The sequence below is a fragment of the Micromonospora sp. NPDC020750 genome (assembly GCF_044334565.1).
Taxonomy (GTDB): domain Bacteria; phylum Actinomycetota; class Actinomycetes; order Mycobacteriales; family Micromonosporaceae; genus Micromonospora.
This window is the reverse complement of the sequence record NZ_JBIRTH010000006.1, coordinates 271,093-292,812: the sequence shown is the minus strand read 5'-3', so window position 1 is coordinate 292,812 and position 21,720 is coordinate 271,093. Positions and strand designations below refer to the sequence as shown.

At 75.1% G+C, this 21,720-nt stretch carries 21 protein-coding genes; 11 read left to right on the top strand and 10 right to left on the bottom strand.

What is annotated here, in order from left to right:
- Nucleotides 1–4: 4 nt before the first annotated feature.
- Together hemG and hemQ are read left to right on the top strand one after the other, a co-directional pair.
- The gene (hemG, locus tag ACH4T9_RS20635) at nt 5–1,414 is read left to right on the top strand and encodes a protoporphyrinogen oxidase (protein ID WP_396673306.1); all 1,410 of its coding nucleotides are present in this window, start codon (nt 5–7) and stop codon (nt 1,412–1,414) included.
- Nucleotides 1,411–2,112 carry a hydrogen peroxide-dependent heme synthase gene (gene hemQ / locus ACH4T9_RS20630; protein ID WP_350885625.1) on the top strand — a complete coding sequence of 234 codons (702 nt, stop codon included), beginning with the start codon at nt 1,411–1,413 and terminating at the stop codon, nt 2,110–2,112. The genes hemG and hemQ overlap by 4 nt, the downstream gene beginning before the upstream one ends.
- A 310-nt stretch (nt 2,113–2,422) precedes the next feature.
- On the opposite strand, the gene ACH4T9_RS20625 is transcribed toward hemQ, so the two are convergent.
- From ACH4T9_RS20625 to msrB, 4 genes are all read right to left on the bottom strand, one after another.
- Nucleotides 2,423–3,520 carry a lytic polysaccharide monooxygenase gene (locus ACH4T9_RS20625; RefSeq protein WP_396673305.1) on the bottom strand — a complete coding sequence of 366 codons (1,098 nt, stop codon included), beginning with the start codon at nt 3,518–3,520 and terminating at the stop codon, nt 2,423–2,425.
- A 128-nt stretch (nt 3,521–3,648) separates the two neighbouring features.
- Nucleotides 3,649–4,104 (bottom strand): GNAT family N-acetyltransferase, encoded by a 456-nt coding sequence (locus tag ACH4T9_RS20620; RefSeq protein ID WP_396673304.1) that lies wholly within the window; start codon nt 4,102–4,104, stop codon nt 3,649–3,651.
- 130 nt (nt 4,105–4,234) lie between these two features.
- Nucleotides 4,235–4,495 carry a Prokaryotic metallothionein gene (locus ACH4T9_RS20615; RefSeq protein ID WP_161692252.1) on the bottom strand — a complete coding sequence of 87 codons (261 nt, stop codon included), beginning with the start codon at nt 4,493–4,495 and terminating at the stop codon, nt 4,235–4,237.
- A 210-nt stretch (nt 4,496–4,705) separates the two neighbouring features.
- Nucleotides 4,706–5,113, bottom strand: coding sequence for a peptide-methionine (R)-S-oxide reductase MsrB (msrB, locus tag ACH4T9_RS20610; RefSeq protein ID WP_396673303.1), 408 nt, complete (start codon nt 5,111–5,113; stop codon nt 4,706–4,708).
- Between the two features lie 47 nt (nt 5,114–5,160).
- Here msrB and ligD point away from each other — a divergent pair, with 47 nt between their 5' ends.
- Nucleotides 5,161–6,189 (top strand): non-homologous end-joining DNA ligase, encoded by a 1,029-nt coding sequence (ligD, locus tag ACH4T9_RS20605; RefSeq protein ID WP_396673302.1) that lies wholly within the window; start codon nt 5,161–5,163, stop codon nt 6,187–6,189.
- A 53-nt stretch (nt 6,190–6,242) separates the two neighbouring features.
- Here the strand turns inward: ligD and ACH4T9_RS20600 are convergent, their stop codons facing one another.
- Nucleotides 6,243–6,539 (bottom strand): hypothetical protein, encoded by a 297-nt coding sequence (locus tag ACH4T9_RS20600; protein ID WP_396673301.1) that lies wholly within the window; start codon nt 6,537–6,539, stop codon nt 6,243–6,245.
- 167 nt (nt 6,540–6,706) lie between these two features.
- Here ACH4T9_RS20600 and ACH4T9_RS20595 point away from each other — a divergent pair, with 167 nt between their 5' ends.
- The 4 genes from ACH4T9_RS20595 (at nt 6,707) to ACH4T9_RS20580 (ending at nt 14,504) form a co-directional block, all read left to right on the top strand.
- Nucleotides 6,707–9,895 (top strand): FtsX-like permease family protein, encoded by a 3,189-nt coding sequence (locus tag ACH4T9_RS20595; RefSeq protein WP_396673300.1) that lies wholly within the window; start codon nt 6,707–6,709, stop codon nt 9,893–9,895.
- A 190-nt stretch (nt 9,896–10,085) separates the two neighbouring features.
- On the top strand, nt 10,086–12,776 hold the full coding sequence (locus ACH4T9_RS20590; RefSeq protein ID WP_396673299.1) for an FtsX-like permease family protein: 2,691 nt from the start codon (nt 10,086–10,088) through the stop codon (nt 12,774–12,776).
- Nucleotide 12,777: 1 nt separating this feature from the next.
- Nucleotides 12,778–13,770: an ABC transporter ATP-binding protein gene (locus ACH4T9_RS20585; protein WP_396673298.1), complete on the top strand. Its 993-nt coding sequence runs from the start codon at nt 12,778–12,780 to the stop codon at nt 13,768–13,770.
- On the top strand, nt 13,767–14,504 hold the full coding sequence (locus ACH4T9_RS20580; protein ID WP_396673297.1) for an ABC transporter ATP-binding protein: 738 nt from the start codon (nt 13,767–13,769) through the stop codon (nt 14,502–14,504). Before ACH4T9_RS20585 ends, ACH4T9_RS20580 begins: the two co-directional genes overlap by 4 nt.
- A gap of 111 nt (nt 14,505–14,615) precedes the next feature.
- Here the strand turns inward: ACH4T9_RS20580 and ACH4T9_RS20575 are convergent, their stop codons facing one another.
- On the bottom strand, nt 14,616–15,065 hold the full coding sequence (locus ACH4T9_RS20575) for a GNAT family N-acetyltransferase (RefSeq protein WP_396673296.1): 450 nt from the start codon (nt 15,063–15,065) through the stop codon (nt 14,616–14,618).
- A gap of 75 nt (nt 15,066–15,140) precedes the next feature.
- Between ACH4T9_RS20575 and ACH4T9_RS20570 the strand changes: the two genes are divergently transcribed.
- Nucleotides 15,141–15,620: a potassium channel family protein gene (locus ACH4T9_RS20570; RefSeq protein ID WP_396673295.1), complete on the top strand. Its 480-nt coding sequence runs from the start codon at nt 15,141–15,143 to the stop codon at nt 15,618–15,620.
- Nucleotides 15,621–15,624: 4 nt separating this feature from the next.
- Here the strand turns inward: ACH4T9_RS20570 and ACH4T9_RS20565 are convergent, their stop codons facing one another.
- Together ACH4T9_RS20565 and ACH4T9_RS20560 are read right to left on the bottom strand one after the other, a co-directional pair.
- A complete protein-coding gene (locus ACH4T9_RS20565; RefSeq protein WP_396673435.1) occupies nt 15,625–17,187 on the bottom strand; it encodes an alpha/beta hydrolase in 1,563 nt (520 codons plus the stop codon).
- Nucleotides 17,188–17,243: 56 nt separating this feature from the next.
- Nucleotides 17,244–18,356, bottom strand: coding sequence for an ATP-dependent DNA ligase (locus tag ACH4T9_RS20560; RefSeq protein ID WP_396673434.1), 1,113 nt, complete (start codon nt 18,354–18,356; stop codon nt 17,244–17,246).
- 135 nt (nt 18,357–18,491) lie between these two features.
- Here ACH4T9_RS20560 and ACH4T9_RS20555 point away from each other — a divergent pair, with 135 nt between their 5' ends.
- Nucleotides 18,492–18,710 carry a hypothetical protein gene (locus tag ACH4T9_RS20555; RefSeq protein WP_396673294.1) on the top strand — a complete coding sequence of 73 codons (219 nt, stop codon included), beginning with the start codon at nt 18,492–18,494 and terminating at the stop codon, nt 18,708–18,710.
- Nucleotides 18,711–19,153: 443 nt separating this feature from the next.
- Nucleotides 19,154–19,576, top strand: coding sequence for an SRPBCC family protein (locus tag ACH4T9_RS20550; RefSeq protein WP_396673293.1), 423 nt, complete (start codon nt 19,154–19,156; stop codon nt 19,574–19,576).
- Here the strand turns inward: ACH4T9_RS20550 and ACH4T9_RS20545 are convergent.
- Nucleotides 19,551–20,045, bottom strand: coding sequence for a GNAT family N-acetyltransferase (locus tag ACH4T9_RS20545; protein WP_396673292.1), 495 nt, complete (start codon nt 20,043–20,045; stop codon nt 19,551–19,553). The two genes, ACH4T9_RS20550 and ACH4T9_RS20545, sit on opposite strands and share 26 nt — an antisense overlap.
- An 80-nt stretch (nt 20,046–20,125) precedes the next feature.
- Here ACH4T9_RS20545 and ACH4T9_RS20540 point away from each other — a divergent pair, with 80 nt between their 5' ends.
- On the top strand, nt 20,126–20,632 hold the full coding sequence (locus ACH4T9_RS20540; protein ID WP_396673291.1) for a DUF1990 family protein: 507 nt from the start codon (nt 20,126–20,128) through the stop codon (nt 20,630–20,632).
- A gap of 151 nt (nt 20,633–20,783) precedes the next feature.
- Here the strand turns inward: ACH4T9_RS20540 and ACH4T9_RS20535 are convergent, their stop codons facing one another.
- Entirely contained in the window at nt 20,784–21,710 is a 927-nt protein-coding gene (locus tag ACH4T9_RS20535) for a DNA-3-methyladenine glycosylase family protein (protein ID WP_396673290.1), read from the bottom strand.
- Nucleotides 21,711–21,720 lie beyond the last annotated feature (10 nt).

Here is a 21,720-nt window from a genome sequence, read left to right as displayed (position 1 = left end):
GACCGTGCGGCAACCGTGGCGGGTGGCGATCGTCGGGGGCGGGATCACCGGGCTGGCCGCCGCCGTGCGGCTGCGGGATCGCGCGCCCGCGGGCACCGAGATCACCGTGTACGAGCAGTCCGGCGTGCTCGGCGGCAAGCTCCGCACCGGCGAGCTGGCCGGGCAGCCGGTCGAGTTCGGCGCCGAGTCGTTCCTGATGCGCGACCCGGCCGGCGGGGAGTCCGCCGCCGTCGCCCTGGCCCGCCGGCTCGGGCTGGCCGACGAGATCGTGCACCCCACCGTCGGGCAGGCAGCCCTCGCGGTCGGCGGCGGGCTGCGCCCGATCCCGGGCGGGACGCTGGTGGGCGTACCCGGGGATCTGGCGAAGGTGGCGACGGTCGCACAGCCGGCCGCGGATGCCGACCGCGACACCGGCCGCCCGCTGCTGGCCCCCGGCGCGGACGTCTCCGTCGGGGCGCTGGTCCGCTCCCGGCTCGGCGACCAGGTGGTGGACCGGCTGGTGGACCCGATGCTCGGCGGCGTCTACGCCGGCCGGGCCGACGACCTGTCCCTGGTCACCACGATGCCTGCGCTGGCCCGCGCGGCCCGCACGGAGCACACCCTGGTCGGCGCGGTCCGGGCCGCGCAGGCCGCCGCGCCGCGCGCCCCCGGCGCCCCGGTCTTCGGCACCCTGGCCGGCGGGCTGAGCCGGCTGGTCGAGGCCGCCGCCACGGCCGGCGGAGCGACGATCCGCCGGGACGCGGCGGTACGCGAGCTGACCCCGACGGCGACCGGCTGGCGGCTGACCGTCGGCCCGACCCGCGACCCGGAGTTGGTGGAGGTGGATGCCGTGGTGCTGGCCGTGCCGGCCCGCCCCGCCGCCCGGCTGCTGGCCGGGATCGCGCCGGAGGCCGCCGCGACCGTCGGCGCGCTGGACTACGCCAGCGTCGCGCTGGTCACCCTGGCCCTGCCCGAGCCGGCGCTGCCGGCGCTGTCCGGGTTCCTGGTGCCGGCCACCGAGGGGCTGTTGATCAAGGCGTCGACGTTCTTCACCACCAAGTGGGGGCATCTGGCCCGGCCGGCCGGGCTGGCCCTGGTGCGCGCCTCGGTCGGCCGGTACGGCGAGGAGGCGTCCCTCCAGGTCACCGACGCCGACCTGGTGGACACGGTGCACCGGGAGCTGTCGACGGTGCTGGCCGCGCCGCTGCCCGCACCGGTGGCCAGCCACGTGCAGCGGTGGGGCGGGGCGCTGCCGCAGTACACCCCGGGGCACCTCGACCGGGTGGCCGCCGCCCGGGCGGCGCTGCGCGGCGCGCACCCGACGCTGGCCCTGGCCGGCGCCGGCTACGACGGCGTCGGCATCCCGGTCTGCGTCCGCTCCGGCGCGACGGCGGCCGAAGAGATCATCACAGCACTGGGAGGATCGGCAGCATGACCGAGCAGACCAACGCGACCCGGCTGCGGGAGCTGAACGACAGCATCCGCTACACGATGTGGTCGGTGTACCGGGCCACCAGCCCGCTGCCCTCACTGCGCGAGAACGTCACCGGCGAGGTCGAGGCCCTCTTCGAGGAGTTGGCCGGCAAGGACGTGACGGTCCGCGGCACGTACGACGTGGCCGGGCTGCGCGCCGACGCCGACCTGATGATCTGGTGGCACTCGTCGTCCAGCGACGCGCTCCAGGACGCGTACCTGCGGTTCCGCCGGACCACGCTCGGCCGGGCGATGACCCCGGTGTGGTCGCAGATGGCGCTGCACCGGCCGGCGGAGTTCAACAAGAGCCACATCCCGGCGTTCCTGGCCGGCGAGGAGGCCCGGGCGTACACGTGCGTCTACCCGTTCGTCCGCTCGTACGAGTGGTATCTGCTGCCGGACGCCGAGCGGCGCGAGCTGCTGGCCGAGCACGGCAAGATGGCCCGGGGCTACCCGGACGTGCGGGCCAACACGGTCGCCTCGTTCGCCCTCGGCGACTACGAGTGGATGCTCGCCTTCGAGGCCGACGAGCTGCACCGGATCGTCGACCTGATGCGCGACCTGCGGGGGTCCCGGGCCCGCCGGCACGTCCGGGAGGAGATCCCCTTCTACACCGGCCGCCGCCGCCCGATCGCCGACATCGTCTCCTGCCTGGTCTGAGCGAAGAACCTTCGGCCCGCTGCCCGCTCTGAGTAGAGGGCCCCTCATCACGCCGCCTGACGCCGCCCCCGCCGTGCCGCCCCGCCCGTCGCGCCCCGCCGCGGTCGGCGCAAAAACACGGAATTAGTGGCCTCCCGGCCGAGGGAGGCCACTAATTCCGTGTTTTAGGCGCGATCTTGTCCCGGGCAGGACGGGGAGCGGCGTCGACCGTGAGCTGCTTGGCGGTGGCGGCCAGGCGTCGCTGAAGGTGTCCCGGATCCACGAAAACGGGACATGCTCGGGTTCGGTGGGGCCGGGCTGGCGGTGGGGGTCAGACGGTTGCCGTGCAGGTGGGCGTCGGCGTGGTGTTGGTGCCGGTCGAGGAGCCGATGAAGCCGAAGGCGGTCTTCGCCCCGGCGGCCAGCGCCCCGTTGTACGCGACGTTGCGGGCGGTCACCGTGGACCCGCTGCTGGTCACGGTGGCGTTCCACGATGAGCTGACCTGCTGGCCGTTGGCGTACGTCCAGGTCACCGTCCAGCTCTTGATCGCCGACGCGCCGGCGGTCACCTCGACCTCGCCCTGGAACCCGCCGGTCCAGGAATTGGTGACCCGGTAGGTCGCGGTGCAGCGACCCGTCGCCGGGGGCGTGGTGGGCGGGGTCGTCGTCGGCGGGGTCGTCGGCGGCGTCGTGGTGGGCGGGGTGGTGGTCGGCGGGGTGGTCGGGCCGCCGCCGCCGAAGTCCACGTCGCTGCACAGGTAGTACGACTGGTCCAGGTGGCTGGCCTGCCAGATGGTGTAGACGATGTGCCGGCCGGTGCGACCCGGCGCGTTCGCCGGCACCTGGATCGACACGCCCTGCGCCTCCGGCGTCCACTGCGACGCCGGGGTGTTGCCGATCTGGCCGGCCAGTTCCAGGTCGCCCCAGGCCAGTGGCTTGGTGAGCGCGTTGAAGCCCTGCTTCGTCACGTACACCCGGATGTAGTCGGCGCCGTGGCTGGCCTGGTCGTAGAACTTGATGCGGAAGTTGTTCGTCACCGGCGCGGTCTTCCACGCGCCGACGGTGTCGAGCGCGTTGTACCGGCCGCTGGAACTGCGGCCCGCGCTGCACAGTTGGCCGTCCGGGATGGCGGCCTGGTGGTTGCCGGCGACGCCCTCGCGGAACAGGCCGTTCCAGTTCCACATGGCGTTCGGGTCGGCCTGCCAGGCCTGCCAGCACATCGGGTCCAGGGTGGCCATGTTCGGGTTCTGGAAGTCGCTGCCCCAGCGCTGCCAGCAGCCGTAGTTGCGGGACGCGGGGTCGACGACCGAGCCGTGGGCGGACGCGGAGTTCGCCAGGGCGGTGGTGAGCAGCAGCGCGACGACCGCGCCGGCGGCGAGCAGCCAGGCTGCCAGGCGCGGCGTGGAACGCCTACGGACGGGGGTGGACATGGGAGCCTCCGGGTGAGAGGTCGGACTGCGACGACGCCCGGACGGCGGGAGTTGCCCCTCCCGTGCCGGCTCGTGCTGATCCCGTGGCGGCTCCTGCCTGCGCAGATTTCCACATCAATTCACCTATGTCAATGGATGGCGCTTCCCCGGCGCATCGGGGTGTGCGGGATGCCGTCCTCGACGTACTCGGGCCCGCTGGCGGCGAAGCCGTGCCGGGCGTAGAAGCCGGTCAGGTGGGACTGCGCCTCCAGCACGCACGACCGGTCGCCCACCACGGCCAGGGCCTCGGCCATCAGTCGGCCGGCGTACCCGCCGCGCCGGGCGTCCGGCGCCACCACCACGCGGCCGATCCGCGCAACGCCGTCGGGGTCGGCCAGAATGCGCAGGTACGCCAGGACGGCGCCGTCGCGGGCCAGCCAGAGATGCCGGGTGCCCGGCTCGACGTCGCGGCCGTCCAGTTCCGGGTACGGGCACGCCTGCTCCACCACGAACACGTCGATGCGGAGTCGGAGCAGGTCGTGGAAGGTGCGGGCGTCCAGCTCGGCGAAGGAGGCGAGTCGGGCCTCGACGGTCTGCGGTGGCATCCGGCGATGGTAGGTGCCCGCGCCGGCCGGGACGCGGTGGCCCCTTCCGGCGGCCGGGTGGCCTCCGGTGTCGGCGGGCGCGGACGGTTCCTGTCCCCGTTGAGTGAGCGCGGGCGGTCTCTGTCACCGGTCAGCGGGGGCGGGCGCCGACGGCGTCGCGGATCTCCGCGCCCCGGTCGCCCTCCTCCTGCCGGGCGCAGTGGGCGCAACAGAAGAAGCGGCCCGAGACCTCAACCCCGTGGCCGACGATCTTGACCTGGCAGTGCTCGCAGATCGGCGCCAGCCGGTGCGCCGCGCATTCGAAGCAGTCGAAGGTGTGCACGTCGCCGCTGACCGTGCGTACCTCGAACGCCATCCAGTAGTCGTTGCCGCAGACCTCGCACGTCGCCATGGCCGAACCCCCCGAGAAGAGAACATGTGGCCCCCAGCGTGCGGCAGCGGCCCGATCCGGGCGGCCGGAACGGCCGAAGCCGGCCGTTCCGGCGGCGTGTCGGGCCGGCGTGTCGGGCGTTGTGCCTGGTGGAAGCCTCGAACCTCGGAGGACGACGTGATCAGGCGCGCTGCGCTGACCCGTCCCGACCGGACGGTGGGCGTCCGCGTCTCAGCCCTGCGGCTCCAGCCGGACGGAGACCGAGTTCACGCAGTGCCGGGTGTCCTTCGGGGTGAACCCCTCGCCCCGGAAGACGTGGCCGAGGTGACTGTCGCAGCGCGCGCAGCGAATCTCCGTACGCCGCATGCCGTGGCTGTTGTCCTCGATCTCCCGCACCGCGCCCGGGAGCGCGTCGTCGAAGCTCGGCCAGCCGCAGTGCGAGTCGAACTTCGTGTCACTGGGGTACAGCTGTGCCCCGCAGGCGCGGCAGTGGTAGACGCCGGGCGTCTTCGTGTCCACGTACTCGCCGGTCCACGCGGGCTCGGTGCCGGCCTCGCGGAGCACCCGGAACTCCTCCGGGCTCAGCCGGACTCGCCACTCGTCCTCGGTCCGGGGCAGTTCGTTCTCGTCAAGACTCACCCCACAACGGTACGTCGGGTGTCGGTGCCGTGGCATATGGTCTCGGGATGGGTGGCACCACGAAGGCAACGGCCACGGAGATCGAGGTGGCCGGTCACATCGTTCGGCTGACCAGCCCGGACCGGGTGATCTTCCCGGAGCGGGGCTTCACCAAGGCGCATGTCTTCGGCTACTACGTCGCCGTGGGCGAGAGCATTCTGCGCGCCCTGCGGGACCGACCGACCACGCTGCAACGCTTCCCCGACGGCATCGCCGGTGAGATGTTCTTCCAGAAGCGGGTGCCCAGCCGGGGCGTGCCGCCGTGGGTGCGCACCGCCCGGATCAGCTTCCCCAGCGGTCGGACGGCCGACGAGCTCTGCCCGGCCGACCTCGCCCACGTGGCCTGGGCCGCGCAGATGGGCACCGTCGTGTTCCACCCGTGGCCGGTGCGCGCCGGCCATGTCGACCACCCCGACGAGCTGCGGATCGACCTCGACCCGCAGCCGGGCACCGACTTCGTCGACGCGGCGGCGGCCGCCGCCGAGGTGCGAGCCCTGCTGGACGAGCTGGGCGCGACCGGCTGGCCGAAGACCTCCGGCGGCCGGGGCGTGCACGTCTACCTGCGGATCGCGCCCCGTTGGACGTTCACCGAGGTGCGGCGGGCCACCATCGCGTTGGCCCGGGAGTTGGAGCGCCGCCGCCCCGATCTGGTCACCACCGCCTGGTGGAAGGAGCAGCGGGGCGAGCGGGTCTTCGTCGACTACAACCAGATGGCCCGGGACCGCACGATCGCCTGCGCGTACTCGCTGCGGGCCACCGCCCGGGCCACCGTGTCCACCCCGGTCACCTGGGACGAGCTGCCCGACGTGGACCCGGACGAGTTCCACCTGGGCAGCGTCCCGGCCCGACTGGCCGAGCGGGGCGACCCGCACGCGGGCATCGACGACGCCCCGTGGGACATCAGCCCGTTGCTGGAGTGGGCCGACCGGGACGCCGCCGCGGGCCAGGGTGACATGCCGTACCCGCCGGACCACCCCAAGATGCCGGGCGAGCCGAAGCGGGTCCAGCCCTCGAAGGACCGCGACCGCCCGCGCTGACCAGCCAGGGCGCTCGCGTCGCTCCCCGCTCGCGTCGCCCGCCCGTCTCCGGTTCAGCGGCGCGGGCCCATCATCGCCGCCACGGCCTCCGTGGCCGTCCGTAGGTCCACGCCCGTCGCAGCCCGGTACGCCCTGACCGCCTTGACCTTCTCGCCCCGGGCCAGGTGCTCGCGGACCCCGGGCGGCATCGGACGCTCGTCCACCACCCCGAGGTGGTTCATCACCAGTTGCAGGCGCCGCTCGATCTCGGCCAGCCGTCGTGGCGTGTTCCGGTCCTGCTGCGGCCCGGCGAGCTGGGCGACCAACAGCAGCACGACAACGATGGTCAGCACGGTGAGGATGATGTCCATGGCCGCCATCCAAGCATGTCGACGTCCCGACCGGCAGCCACGGACGGGGCAGGGCGGGCCGACGATCCGCGCGGCCGCGATAACGGTCGGATAACGGGCGCGAACCTTTCCGGACCCGCAGCGAGTCATTGTGATCGTCGGCCCGCTGGGCCCAGGAAGGCGGCGCGATGGCGATGGTGTGGAGGCGGGCCCGGGCGGCCCGGGGGCTGCTGCTCGCCGCGGTGGTGGCGGCCCTGGTGGCGATCGCCCTCGTCACCGGGTTGGCCGATTACAACCGGCGGGCCGTCGACGCGGGGCAGCGGGCGGTGTTCGCCGCGTCTCCCGCGCAGGAGCGCAGCCTGCTGGTCAGTGGCTCCGGTGGCGCGGACCGGGCCGCCTACGCCGACCGGGACAGGGCGGTCCGGGCCCGTTTCGCCGACGGGCTCGGCGGGGCGTCCGTGGCGGTGCGTGGGGCCCGCTACGGCACCGGACGCGAGCTGACCGGTGACCTCGGGGCGGCCCGCACGGGCACCGATCCGGTCTTCGCCGAGCTGACCACCCTGGAGGACCTGAACGGCCACGCCGACCTGGTCGCCGGGCGGCAGCCCGAACGTGGGGCCGAGCCGATGCAGGCGCTGCTGCCGGAACGGGTCGCCGGCCTGCTCGGCCTGACCGTCGGCGAGCGGGTGCCGCTGCGGGACCGGGCCAGCGAACGGACCAGCCAGGTGGAGGTGGTCGGGCTCTTCCGGCCCCGGGACCCGGACGGGTCGTACTGGCGGCTCGCGCCGGGCGCCGTCGCAGCCGGCTCCGCCACGTCGTACGGGCCGTTCCTGCTCGATCCGGCCGACTTCGACCGGACCTTCCCCGCCACCACGTCGGCGTCCTGGCTGGTCGAACCCGATCTGGCCGCCGTCGAGCCGAGCCGGCTGGGGGCCGTGAAGCGGGCCGTCGCCACCGAGGTCGCGGAGCTGCCCGAGGCGACCGGGCTCGGCTCGTCCGCCCGGAGCGTCACCACGATGGACCGGCTGATCGACCGGCTCGGGCGCGCCGACCTGGTGGGCCGTTCCTCGCTGCTCACCCCGCTGCTGCTCATCCTGGTTCTCGGCGGCTACGCGCTGGTGCTGGTGGCCGCCCTGCTCAACGAGGATCGCCGCGCGCAGACGGCGCTGCTGCGCGCCCGGGGCGCGGCCCGGCGACAGATCGCCGGCCTGGCCGCCAGGGAGGCGGCCCTGGTGGTCCTCCCGGCCGCGCTGCTCGGGCCGCCGCTCGCCGCCGAGGCCCTGCGCCACGTCGGCCAGGACCAGACGTGGTCCGACCCGTCGGCCGCGGGAAGCACGCTCACCTGGGCGGTCGCCGCCGCCACTGCCGCCGGCTGCCTGGTGGCCATGGTGCTGCCGGCGATGCGCCGGGCCGGCACGTACGTCGCCGACCTGGCGGCCCGGTCCCGGCCGAGCCGGGCCGCCACGGCCCAGCGGGCCGGCGCCGACCTGGCCCTGGTCGGCCTGGCCGTGCTCGCCTGGGTCCAGCTGCGGCAGTACTCCTCACCGCTGGCCGGTGCGGGCGGCCAGCTCGGCATCGACCCGCTGCTGGTGGCGGCGCCGACGCTGGGCGTTCTGGCCGGCGCCGTGCTCGCGCTGCGCCTGCTGCCGCCGGCCACCCGGTTCGCCGAGCGGTTCGTGGACGCCCGGCCCTGGACCGCCACGATGCTGGGCATGTGGCAGGCCGGCCGGCGCCCGCACGCCGGCCCGGTGCTGCTGCTCGCGCTCGCCGTGGGCGGCAGCACCCTGGCCTGGTCGCTGGTCACCACCGGGGAACGGTCGCACGTCGACCAGGCCGACCACAGCGTCGGCGCCGACCTGCGGCTGGTCGAGCGCTCCGGGGCCGCGCCGGCCGACCGGGCGGGCCGGCTGGCCGGAGCACCCGGTGTCGACCGGGCGCTGCCCGCCTGGCGCGACGACATCCGGGTGGGACGCGAGGACCTGCCGGTCAGCGTGCTGAGCATCGACGCGGCGGCGGCTCCGGGTGTGGTCCGGCTCAACGACCGGATCCTCGACGAGCCGGCCCGGGCCCTGTTCGACCGTCAGGTACGCGGCCGGGTCGCGCCCGCCGGCGTCGAGCTGCCCGCCGACACCCGACGGCTCACCGGCACCGTCCGTACCCCGGTCACCGGGGCCACGCGCCCGCACCCGGTCGCGGTGTCCGTGCTGCTCACCACCGCCGACGGCGGTTCCTGGCGGCTACCGCTGGCCACCGGGGGCAGCGACGGTCGGCCGGTCCCGGCGGCGGTGGACCTGCCCGACACCGGTGGCCGGGCCTACCGGCTGGCCGGCTTCGAGGCCACCGGCGGTCCGGCGCTGGCCTCCAACTACGGGCTGGAGGTGACCGGGCTGCGCGCGGTGGATGCCGCCGGGACGACGAGCCCGGTGCGGCTCACCGGCGACTGGGTGACCCGGGTGGACGAGCCGAAGCAGGCGGAGCCGGTCCGGCTCGACGACGACGGCGGGCTGCGCACCGGCCGGTGGGTCGCGATCGTCGAGGGCGGCCGGTTCGCGTCGCAGCCGTCCAGCCGCTTCGCCGTCGTGCCGGTCGGGGACAACCCACCGGTGCCGGCGTTGATCACCCCGCAGGTGGCCCGGGCGCTGAGCATCGGCCAGGGCGACACGATGCAGGTCAGCCTCTCCGGGGCCACCCTGTCGGTCCAGGTGGTGGGCGAGGTCGAGGCGGTGCCGGCCACCGGATCGGCCGCCGGCATGCTGCTGGACCTGCCCGCCGCCGTCGACTGGCTGATCCGCGCCAAGGGGACGGTCCGGCCGGTCTCGGAGTGGTGGGTGCGCACCGACCCCGGCGGGTACCCGGAAACGGTGCGGGCGGTCGCCGACCTGCCCGGGGTCACCGTGCTGGACCGGCGGGCGACGGCGGCGGAGGCCGACCGTGACCCGTACTGGCTCGGCACCCGCACCGGCCTGCTCGCGGCGGCGCTGGGCTCCCTCCTGCTCGCCCTGGTCGGGCTGGGCGTGGACGTCTGGGCCACCGCTCGCCGACGGATCGGGGAGCTGACCGTCCTGCACACGCTGGGTGCCACGCCACGGCTGCTGGCCCGCGCCCTGCTCGCCGAACAGGCCTTCCTGGCCGGGATCGGCGTCGGCGTCGGGCTGCTGGTCGGCGCCGGGGTGGGCGCCACCATGGCCCCGCTCGTGGTGCTCACCCGGGCGGCGGACCGACCGGTGCCGGAGGCGGCCTTCGCGCTGCCCTGGCTGCCGGTCGTCGGTACCGCCCTCGGCCTGCTGCTGGCGGCGCTCGCGTTCAGCACGGTGATCGCCACGGGAATCCGCCAGCGGCTGGCGGCGGCGCAACTGCGGTTCGGCGGTGACCAGTGAGGAGCGTCGGCGTGGTCGCGGTCTGGCCCGGGCCGGTGGAGGGCGTCGGCGTGGTCGCCTGCCGGCGGGGATCAGTCAACGGCGTCGGCGCGGTCGCGGTCCGACGCGGGCCGGTGGGTCGCGGCGGCGCGGCCACGGATCAGGGGAGAGCAGTGAGTGCAGTGACCGTGCGTACCGGGGCGGGCAGCCGATGACCGGGGCCGCCCGCCGAGTGTGGGCCTTCGGCGGGCAGTTCCTGCTGCTGGGGGTGCTGGCCCTGGTGGCCGTGCTGCTGGTCACCGGGATTCCTCGCGCCGCCGACCGGCTCGTGCAGCAGGGCCTCCGGGAGTACGTGGCCGGCCGCCCGGTCGCCGAGCGGGACCTGACTCGGAGCGCCGAGGAGGTATCGGTCGAGGGGGGCCAGGGGCCGGTCAGCGCGGCGCGGGGCCGCGAGCTCGACGCGTTCGAGGCAAGTATGCCGCCCCCGGTCCGGGCCGCAGTGGAGAGCCGCTGGTACGTCGCGGAGACCGCGTTCGGCAGGCTGACCGGGCCGGACCTGGCGGCGAGGAACCTCCTCGTCGTCTCCCGGCTGCGCGTGATGCCCGGCGTCGCGGAGGCGGCCACCCTGGTCGAGGGGCGCTGGCCGACCGAGGCGACCGGGACGGACCGACCTGTCGAGGTCGCGCTGGCCGCCGACACGGCGCGGAAGATGAACCTGCGGGCCGGCAGCCGCCTGCGCTGGGCCGCGGGGAAGGGGGCCGCACCGCTGTGGCTGCTCGTGGTCGGGGTCTTCGAGCCGAACCGACCGGCGGACGGGATCTGGGACACGCTACCGCTGGTCCAGCGGGTGACCGAACCGGCCGGCGACGGGCAGCCGTACGAGATGGTGGCGGTGACCGGCGACGCCGGCCTGGACGCGGTGGCCGCCACCGGCGGCTCGGTCCGGTTCTCCTGGCGGTACCGCCTGGGCGCCGCCGGCATGGACGTGGCCGACGTGCGCGCCGTCATCGACGGCGTGCGGCGGCTGGTCCGCGAGTCCCCGCCGGGGCTGAAAGTCACCCAGGCGGTGGACGTCCCGTTGCAGCAGTTCCTCGACGCTGTCTCCGCCGCGCGGACGTTGCTCGCGGTGATCGCCGCCGGGGTGATCGCCACCCTGGCCGGGTTGATCGGGCTCGCCGCCCGGCTCGCGGCCCGCCGCCGGGAGACCGAGTTCGCCCTGCTGGTCGCCCGGGGCGGCGCACCGGCCAGCGGTGCGCTGCGCAGCCTCGCCGAGTCGCTGCTGGTCGTCCCGCCGGCCGCGGCGCTGGGGTGGTTGCTCGGCCGGCTGCTGCCCGGCTCCGGCGGCGGGGCTGACTGGCTGGCCCTGGCCACGGCGGTCCTGGCCACCCTGGCCCTGCCGCTGGCCACGCTGGCCGTCTCGGCCGTCCCGGGCGGCCGGCGCGACCTGGTGACCGCGCGTCCCGGTGGCCGCCGGCTGACCGTGGAACTGCTGGTCGTGGCGCTGGCCGTGCTGGCCGTCGTGCTGCTGCGGCGTCGGGGCCTGACCCCGGGGTCGGTCGATCCGCTGCTGATCTCGGTGCCGGTGCTGCTGGCCGTCGCTGCGGCGGTGCTCGCGCAGCGGCTCTATCCCTGGCCGCTGCGGCTGCTGAGCCGCGTCGCCGCCCGGCTGCGGGGCAGCGTGACGTTCCTCGGTGCCGCCCGGGCGAGCCGGTCGGCCGCCACCGCGCCGGTGATCGTCGTGGTGGTGGCGATCGCGACGGCGGCGTTCTGCGCCGTCGTGGCCACCGGCATCGAGGCCGGTCGGGACCGGACGGCGACGCTGGCCGTGCCGGCGTCCGCGCTGGTCGACGGCGAGCGGCTCGCCCCCGACACCGGTGCCGCCCTCCAGGCGCTGCCCGGCGTCCGGCGGGCCACCCCGGTCGTGCGGGACACCGCACTGCGGATCTCCCACCCGCGCGGCGCCGACGCGGGGCTGGCCGCCGTCACCGTGCTGCTGGTCGACGGTCCCGGGCTCGCCGAGGCGGCCCGGGACGCCGGGCTGGCGGTGTCGGTGCCCCCGCAACTGAGGGGCGATCCCGCCCAGGGGCCGGCGCCCGCGCTGGTCTCCCCGGCGCTCGCCGCCGACCTGGCGCGCAAGGGCCTCGACGGCTCGGCCCTGGTGTCCGTGCAGGGACGCGACTACCTGTTCCGGGTGGCCGGCACGGCGGGCGGCTTCCCACTCGTCCCGTCCGCCACCGACCGGTTCGTGGTGCTGCCCTGGCAGGCGCTGCCCGCCTCGGGCCCGACCGGCCCGGTGCCGACGGCCTTCCTGGTCTCCGGCGACGGATTCGACGTGGAGGCGCTGCGGCAGGCCGGCGACGAGGGGCAGCACCGCTACCAGAGCGGCGGCACCATCGTCGCGGGGGAGCGACCGCGCGGCGCCGAGGTGACCACCTGGCGGGGTGCCCGGGACTCCCTCGGCGAGGGCGGCGCGAACGGCCTGCTGGTCTTCGGTTTCGCCGCCGGGGCGGGCGGCGGGGCCGCCCTCGGCCTGCTGGCGATCGCCTTCGCGGTGCTCGCCGGGGCGCGGGCCCGGGGGCAGGTGCTGTCCCGGCTACGCACCCTCGGCCTGTCCCGTCGCCAGTGGCGCGCGCTGCTGCTGGTCGAGCTGACGCCGCTGGTCGCCGTCGCGCTGCTCACCGGCGCGGTGACGGGCGCGCTGCTGCCCCTGCTGCTGACCCCGGTGCTCGGGCTGACCGCGTTCACCGGGGGCACACCGGTCCGGGTCGCGTTCTCGCCCGGGTTGGTCGGCGCCGTGCTCGTGGTCGGCGCGGTGGCGCTGGCCCTCGCGGTGACCGTGGAGACGCTGAACAACCGCCGGCTGCGCCTCGGTGAGGTGCTGCGGCTCGGAGAGGAGAGCTGAGATGACAGCCACCGTGGAGGCGTCCGCCGTACCGGACCTGGCCACCCTGCAGGAGCGGGCCGCGCAACGCGCGGCCGAGCGGGCCGGCGGGCAGGATCGGTTGCGCGGACACATCGTCTGCGACGGCCTGGTGCGGATCTTCAAGTCCGACGGCATCGAGGTGGTCGCGTTGCAGGGCCTCGACCTGGTCATCGACCGGGGCGAGCTGGTCGCGATCGTCGGGGCGTCCGGGTCGGGCAAGTCGACTCTGCTGAACATCCTGTCCGGGCTGGACACCCCGACCGCCGGCATCGCCCGGGTCGCCGAGTACGACCTGCTCACCCTCTCCGCCGGGCGCAGGCTCAGCTACCGGCGGGAGATGGCCGGCTTCGTCTGGCAGCAGACCGGGCGCAACCTGCTGCCGTACCTGACCGCCCTGGAGAACGTCGAGCTGCCGATGAAGCTGGCCGGGCGGCGCGGGCGGCGGGTCCGCCGGGACCGGGCCCGGGAGCTGCTCGAACTGGTCGGCGTGGGCCACCTCGCCGACCGGCGGCCGGGACAGCTCAGCGGCGGGGAGCAGCAGCGCTGCGCGATCGCCGTGGCGGTGGCCAACGACCCGGAGGTGCTCTTCGCCGATGAGCCGACCGGCGAGCTGGACGAGGCCACCGGCGCCGAGGTATTCGCCGCGCTGCGGCAGATCAACGCGGAGCTGGGGGTGACGGTGGTGGTGGTGACCCACGACTCCGCCGTGTCCACCCAGGTCCGCCGGACCGTCGCGATCCGCGACGGCCGGACCTCCTCCGAGGTACGCCGCACCGCCCGGATCGGCGCGGACGGCGCCACCGAGCTGGTCAGCGAGGAGTACGCGGTGCTCGACCGCGCCGGCCGGATGCAGCTCCCGGCGTCCTTCGTGGACACGCTGGCCCTGCGCGACCGGGTCCGACTCAACCTGGAACCCGACCACGTCGAGGTGCGGCCGGGCGACCGGGCCGACGCCGAACGGAGTGACGCATGACCGAGCAGCCGTTCTCACGTCCGGCGGCCACCGCCACCACCACCGAGGAGGTGGTGCGGGTGACCGGTTTGAGCCGTACCTTCGGCCGGGGTGAGCGTGCCGTGCACGCCGTCCGGGACGTCTCGTTCACCGCGGGCAAGGGCGAGCTGGTCGCCCTGCAGGGGCGGTCGGGCGCCGGCAAGACCACCCTGCTGAACCTGGTCGGCGGCCTGGACCGGCCGGACTCCGGGCAGGTCCGGGTGGCCGGGCACGACCTCGGTACGGCCGGCGAGCGGGAACTGCTGCGGTTGCGCCGGGGCACCGTCGGCTTCGTCTTCCAGACCTTCGGGCTGATCCCGATCCTCTCCGCCGCCGAGAACGTCGGGGTGCCGCTGCGGCTGGCGAAGGTGCCCGCCACCGAGCGGGAGGAGCGGGTGTCGGTGCTGCTGGAGCTGGTCGGGCTGGGCGGGCACGCCGCGCAGCGGCCGTACGAGCTCTCCGGCGGGCAGCAGCAGCGGGTGGCGCTGGCCCGGGCCCTGGCCAACGAGCCGGACCTGCTGATCGCCGACGAGCCCACCGGCCAGCTCGACTCGGAGACCGGCCGGTCGATCATGGACCTGCTCCGGGCGGTGGTGCACGCGCGCGGGATGACCGCGCTGGTCGCCACGCACGACCCGGCCCTCATCGAGCTGGCCGACCGCACCCTGACCCTCCGCGACGGCCAACTCCTCCCCACCCTCCCCCTCCCCGCCTGACCCCACCCTCCCCGTCCCGCGATCTTGCACTTGCGGCCCTCAGTGCGGGCGCTTCGCCCTGTATGCCCGGGCCGCAACTGCAAGATCGCGGGGGCTGTGGGGTGGGGTGGGTTAGAGGGGGAGCTTCATGCCCTCGTGGGTGGCGACGAAGCCCAGGTTGCGGTAGAAGCGGTGGGCGTCCGCGCGGGTCTTGTCCGTGGTGAGCTGCACCAGCGCGCAGCCGCGCCGCCTGGCCTGGTCGATCGCCCAGCGCATCATCTCCCGCCCCAGCCCCTGACCGCGGCGGTCCGAGCGCACCCGCACCGCCTCGATGAGCGCTCGCTCGGCCCCGTGCCGGCCGAGCCCGGGGATGTAGGTGATCTGCATGCAGCCCACCAGCCCCCCGTCGTCGGCCACCACGAGGTGGTTGCGGGGGTCGGCGGAGATGTCCGCGAACGCCCTCTCGTACGCCTCGTCGACCTCGGTGAAGTCGCGGGCCTTGCCCAGCATGTCGTCGGCCAGCAGGGCGATGACGGCCGGCAGGTCGGCCCGGACCGCCTCCCGGAAGATCACGGTACGCATGGCGTCAGCCTGGCACAGCGACCCGGGGCGATGCCCCGGCGACCTGGTTGCCGGCAGGGGGCAGCATGATGCGGCATGGACGTCCTGCTGCTGCCGTTCCGCTGGGTCTACCGGGGGCTGGTCTGGTTCGCCAACTCGCCCCGGACGCTGATCGCGTCGTACCTGTTGATGATCATTGTGGCCGGGGTCATCTACAGCCACGTGGAACACAAGAGCGCCACCGACTCGGTGTGGTGGGCGGTGGTGACCGCCTCCACCGTCGGGTACGGCGACATCTCGCCCACCACCGGGGCCGGACGCACCCTCGCGGCGCTGCTCATCTCGACCATGGTGCTGCTGGTCATCCCGCTGATCACCGCGCACTTCGCCAGCCAGTTGATCGTGGACGACGACGCCTTCGAGCATGAGGAACAGGAGGCCCTGAAGGCTGACGTGCGGCGGATGCGGGCGCTGCTGGAGGAGTTGGCGGCCCGTCAGGGGATCATCCTGCCGGCCGAGCCGGCCCTACCGCCCCCCTCGCCCCGCAAGCGCGGCCGGGGCCGCCGCCTGGGGTGAGCCGTCAGCGGGCCGGGCAGCGCAGCCCCTCCCGCGGCACGGCCAACGTGACCAGGTAGGCGTCCACCGCGTTCGTCACGCAGTTCGTCTGCGGGTACGCCGTGTGCCCCTCGCCCTCCCAGGTCAGCACCCGTCCCACGCCCAGCATCGAGGCCAGCTTCGGGGTCTGCTCGTACGGGGTCGCCGGGTCGCCGGTCGTGCCCACCACCACGATGGGCGGCGCGCCGACGGCCTTGCCGGTCGGATACGGGTCCCGCCCACCCGGCCACTCGACGCAGCCGAGCATGCCCACGGCCAGCGCCGGGCCGAACAGCGGGTACTTCTCCCGCCACTGCGACTGGAGCTGGCGAACCCGCTGCAGGGTCGGCTTCTCCGACTCGTCGGTGCAGTTGACCGCGAGGTTGGCGTCGAACAGGTTCGAGTAACGCCCGTCGTCCTCCCGGCCCGCGTACGAGTCGGCCAGCCGGAACACCTCAGCCGGATCGCCGCCGTCGAGCCGGTCGATTGCCTGGGCCAGCTCCTGCCAGCCCGACTCCGTGTAGAGCGAGGAGATGACCGCGTAGAAGACCCAGCCCGCGGTGGCCTCCCGGCCGTTCGTCGCCTTCACCGGGGAGACCCTGGCCTTGTCGATCGCCGAGGTCACCGCGGCCCGGGCGTCCGGGGCGAGCGGGCAGCGCCCGGTGTTGGCCGCGCACCACCGGGCGAAGCTGTTGAACGCCCGCTCGAAGCCCTTCGCCTGACTCTCCGAGCCGGCCACCAGGTCCTGCGTCGGGTCCACCGCGCCGTCGAGCACCAGGGCCCGGACCCGAGACGGGTAGAGCTGGGCGTACGTCGCCCCGAGCAGGGTGCCGTAGGAGTAGCCGAGGTAGGTCAGCTTCTCGTCGCCGACCGCCGCGCGCACCGCGTCCATGTCCCGGGCGGCCTGCTCGGTGCCGTAGAGCGAGAGCTGGTCGCCGTACTTGTCGCCGCAGCCGCGCCCGATCCGCTGGTTCAGCGCGACGAACCCGTCGAAGGATGCCCGGGACTCCGGGTCCGGGTCGTAGCCGAAGCTGGCGTCCAGGTCGGCGTCGGGGATGCACTTCACCGGGCTGGACCGGGCCACCCCGCGCGGGTCGAACCCGACGATGTCGAACCGCTCGGTGACCGACGGGGGCAGCCCCCCGAACGCCGGGCCGAAGGAGAGGTAGACGGCCGTGTCCACCCCCGAGCTGCCGGGGCCGCCCGGGTTGATCACGAGCGAGCCGATCCGGTCCCGCTGCTTCGTGGACCGGGCCCGCAGCAGGGCGATCTCGAAGGTCTCCCCGCTGCCCGGGCCAGCCGTGGCGCCCGTGCCGGAGCCCCAGTTGCGCGGCACGGCGATCCGCGTGCACTCGTACCGCATGTCCGGCGCGCCCCGGCCCACCAGCTCGTCGGCCACCTCCGGGCAGGCCCGCCAGGTCGGCGCGGCGCCCGTCGGCGCGGCCTCGCCCTCGGTCTCGGTGCGCGGGGCGAACGCGGGCATCGTGCAGCCGGCGGCGACCACCGCCGCCGTGACGAGCCCGGCGAGGGTCAGCCGGACCCGGCGGATCCGGTCGGGAAAGCGGGTCACCGGCACGCCTCTCGTGGTCGGGTCGAGGGCTCAGGCTACGCCCGTCCCGGGGCGGCCTCGGCGGTCGCCGCCGGATCGCCGCGCAGGACCTGGTCGACGTCGTACCTGATCGGGCGGTCGAGCTGGTCGTAGCCGCAGGACCGGGGATCGCGGTCGGGCCGCCAGCGGACGAACCGGGCGGTGTGCCGGAGCCGGTCGCCCTCCATCGCGTCGTAGCCCACCTCGGCCACCAACTCCGGGCGCAGCGGCTCCCACTCGAGGTTCTTCGTCCCCGTCCACCGGCTCACCCCGCCGGGGATGCGCTGGCCGCGCTCGTGGTCGCCGTGCGCCCAGGGGTGCTCGTCGCCGACGTCCCGGTATGGGGCCAGCTCGTCCAGCAGCTCCTTGCGCCGGGCCGCCGTGAACGAGGAGCTGACCCCGATGTGGTGCAGGACGCCGGCCTCGTCGTAGAGGCCGAGCAGCAGCGAGCCGACCACCGGCCCGGTCTTGTGCCAGCGGAAGCCGGCCACCACCACGTCGGCCGTGCGGGCGTGCTTGACCTTGAACATCAGCCGCTTGCCCGGCTCGTACGGCAGGTCGGCCGGCTTGACGATGAGCCCGTCGAGCCCCGCGCCCTCGAACACGTCGAACCAGCGGCGGGCCGTCTCCGGATCCGTGGTGACCTGGGTGACGTGCACCGGCGGGCGGACCCCGGCCAGGGCCTGCTCCAGCCGGGCCCGGCGCTGCGGGTACGGCTGGTCGGTCAGCAGCTCGTCGTCGAGGGCGAGCAGGTCGAACGCGACGAAGTCGGCCGGGGTGGTCTCGGCCAGCAGCTTCACCCGGGACGCGGCGGGATGGATGCGCTGGGCGAGCAGCTCGAAGTCGAGCCGGGGCTGGCCGTCCGGGCCGTCGCGCCGGATCACGATCAGCTCGCCGTCGACAGCGCAGCGCTCGGGGAGCTGCCGCAGTGCCTGCTCGACCACCTCGGGGAAGTAGCGGGTCATCGTCTTGCCGCCCCGGCTGGCAAGCTCCACCTCGTCGGCGTCGCGGAAGACGATGCAGCGGAAGCCGTCCCACTTCGGCTCATACGTCGTGCCGGGGTCGGTGGGCATTCGCGACACGGCCTTGGCCAGCATCGGCTCGACCGGCGGGTTGATCGGCAGGTCCACGGCGACAGTCAACCAGACACCACCGACAGTCGTGAGGCGGATCACCGGGGGTGAGGGGGTGACCTGTCCCGGTCCATCCCGTTCGTTCCCCCGGGACCGGATGGCGTTTCCGCAGCTCGGAGCTAGTTTCGCCGGATGCGGGAGTGGATCTGCGGGTGCTGCGGGCGCTGGGGGGTCAGCGTCGAGCTGATCCGCGGCCGGTACCGCTACCGCCTGGTGCGCCGCTACCCGGCCCGCTTCGGTGGCGGCAAGGACGTGCTCGGCGAGGTCGGCACGGTCGTCGAACTGGACGACCTGCTGCGCCGCCGTACCCCGCTCACCCTCGCCGACCTGCACGAGACCGACGCGGCCTGACCCGCCCCACGCCGCTCTCCACGCCGCTCTCCACGCCGCTCTCCACCGGGCGGTTGCTCTGCCCCGTTGCGCCGCGCGGCCCTGCTGGGTTGCCCCGCGCCGTCCCTGTCCAACCGTCCTGCCGCGGCACCGGACCTTGGACAGTTTCCGCTCGTGCGGAGAGAGAACTGTCCAAGGTTCGCATCGAGGCCGACCGGCCGTCGTGTCCGGTGACGATCGGGCGCACCGGCTCGTCGTCGTGCCGGCGGGGCGCCGGCTCGCTGGGGTGTGGGACCGCGTGGGGCGCCGGCTCGCCGGGGCGCGGTGCCCACGGGCGCGGAGACCGCGCCGATCCGGTGAAGCTGTGCGGCGCGTCGGTGGCCGAAGGGACGGAGGTCAGTCGTCGTGGTGCGGGCCGCTGGCGAGGACCGTCGAGCGGTAGGTTCGACGACAGGGGAGGGGCCATGCGCTTCGAGGCAGTGACGGAGATCGACGCCGACGCCGAGCGGGTCTGGAGGGTGCAGTCCGACATCGACCGGTGGCCGGAGTGGACCGCCTCGGTGTCCCGGGCCCGGCGGCTGGAACCGGGGCCGTTGACGGTCGGCTCGACCGCGCGGCTGGAGCAGCCGCGGCTGCGCCCCGCGGTGTGGCGGGTCGTCGAGGTCGAGGCGCCGTACCGCTTTGTCTGGGTGTCGAACGCCCCGGGCGTCCGTAGCCGGGGCGACCACCGGATCGTCCCGCTGCCGGGCGGCCGGGTCCGGGTCGAGCTGACGCTGGAGCAGTCGGGCCCGCTCGCCGCCGTCGTGGGCCGGCTTTACGGCGGCCTGACCCGCCGGTACCTCCGGCTGGAGGCTGACGGTCTCAGGCGTTGCTGTGAGCGCCCTTGACCAGCCGCTTCTCCAGCACGGCGAGGGAAATGCCGTTGGCGTCCGGCCGGTTGCCGACGATTTTGTAGCCGTGCCGCCCGTACAGCCGCAGGTTCCGTTCGCTGGCGGCCCCGGTGAACAGCACGAAGCGGGACACCCGGTCGGCGCAGGCCACCTCCACCGCCCGCAGCAGCAGGGCCCCGACCCCCTGTCCCTGCTGGTCCGGGGCCACGGCCAGCCGGCCGACGTGGGCGGTGTCGTCGGCGATCCGCGCCCGGACCGAGCCGACCAGCCGGTGCCCGGCCCGGGCGACCAGCACCGTCTCCGGGCCGGCCAGCGCGGACAGGATCTCTTCGAGCGTCTCGGTGAGCGGCGGCAGCAACGGGTCGGCATAGTGCTGGGCCTCGGTCACGTAGGCGGCCCGCTGCACGGTGAGGATCTCACCGGCGTCGGCGGGGATGGCTGGGGTGATCAGTGGTGGCGTGGTCACGACCCCAGCTCACCACACCGCAGGCGCCCGGCGCTCAGGGCCGTACCCTGGCGGTTTCGCGGACCCGAGGAGAGGCGGCGATGGTGCCCGAGCTGACCTATCCGCACGTCGGAGCCACCGACGCCGGCGAGCTGCCCGCGGGCTGGCGGCACGTCCGGCACCGGGTGCGGCTGCCGGACGGCTGCTTCGCCACGGCCGGCGCGGCGGTGCTCGGCTGGCGGCTGCACCGGACCGCCGGGATCCGGATCGACGCCGACGCGCCCCGGGCCGCGCCCGGGATCATCGTCGTCTCCCGGTTGGGCGTCGGCCCGGTGCGGCTGGCCGCACCGTGCGCGGTGGTCTGGGCCGCCGACGACGCCCGCCGGGCCGGCTTCGGATACGGCACGCTGCCCGGCCATCCGGCCCGGGGCGAGGAGGCGTTCGTGGTGAGCCGGGACGACACCGGCGCCGTCTGGTTCGAGGTGCGCGCGTTCAGCCGGGCGGACCGCTGGTTCATGCGCGCGGCCGGGCCGGCGGGCCGGGCCTTCCAACGCGGGTACGCCTGGTGGCTCGGCCGGACCCTGCGCCAGCTCTGCGCCCGGCCCTGACCCGGACACGCCGCCCGCCTGACCCTGCGCCCTGCGCCCGGTCCCGGCCTGACCCGGTGCCGGCCTCCGCGTCGGGCGGGGCGATGCGGGCCCTGACCGGTACGCCGGCCGCAGTGCGCGCGCCGACCCGGGCGGCGGGCCGCGGGAGGCGTCAGTACCGGGCGAAGGAGCGGATCGGCATTCTCGGCCCGTACCTCGGGGCGTGCACGCCCTCGGCGGCGAGCAGCAGGCAGACCCGGCCGCGGTGGCCCCGGAACGGCTCCAGCAGCGCGAGCATCCGGGCGTCGTCGCCGCGCGGTTCCCCGGCCAGGGCCCAGGCCACCGTGTTCGGCACGTGGTAGTCGCCGACGCTGACCGCGTCCGGGTCCCCGAACGCGATCCGCACCACCTCGGCGGCGGTCCACGGGCCGATCCCCCGGATCGCGGTGAGCCGGCGGGTGGCGTCGGCGGAGTCGGCGCAGCGTTCCAGCCGGTCGGCCTCGGCGGCGGCCCGGCGCAGCGTGTCGGCCCGTTTCTGCTCCACCCCGAACGGGTGGAAGACCCAGTACGGCGCGGCGGCCACCGCCGCCGGCTCGGGTGGCAGCAGCAACGGCTGCAACGGCCCCGGCGCCGGCTCGCCGAAGTGGCGCACGGTCGCCGAGTACGCCCGGTACGCCTCCGTGCCGGTGACCTTCTGCTCCAGGACCGCCCGCAGCACGCGCGGGAAGAGCTGGCCGGTGGCCGGCATCCGCAGCCCGGCGTGCCGCGCGGCCAGCCGGGCCACCAGCGGGTGCGCGCCGGCCAGTTCGGCGAAGCCGGTGAGGTCGTCGCGCAGCCCGGCGACCGCCTCGGCCTGCTGGACCGCCCAGTCGGCGCCGGGGCCGTACCCCTCGGCGAGCAGGTCCCCGCCGCCGGCCGGGCGCAGCGCGAGGGTGGCCGGGCCGGCGGGGGTGCGGGTGGCCCACCAGAACGTGCCGGCGGCGATCCGGGCGCACGGGTCGTACGTGCTGAACGTGAGCGACCGGACCGAGGCGGCCAGCCGGTAGCCGGCCGGTGGGCGCAGCGTCCGGCGGGCGGCGGGTTCGGTCACCCCTGACACTCTGCCACGA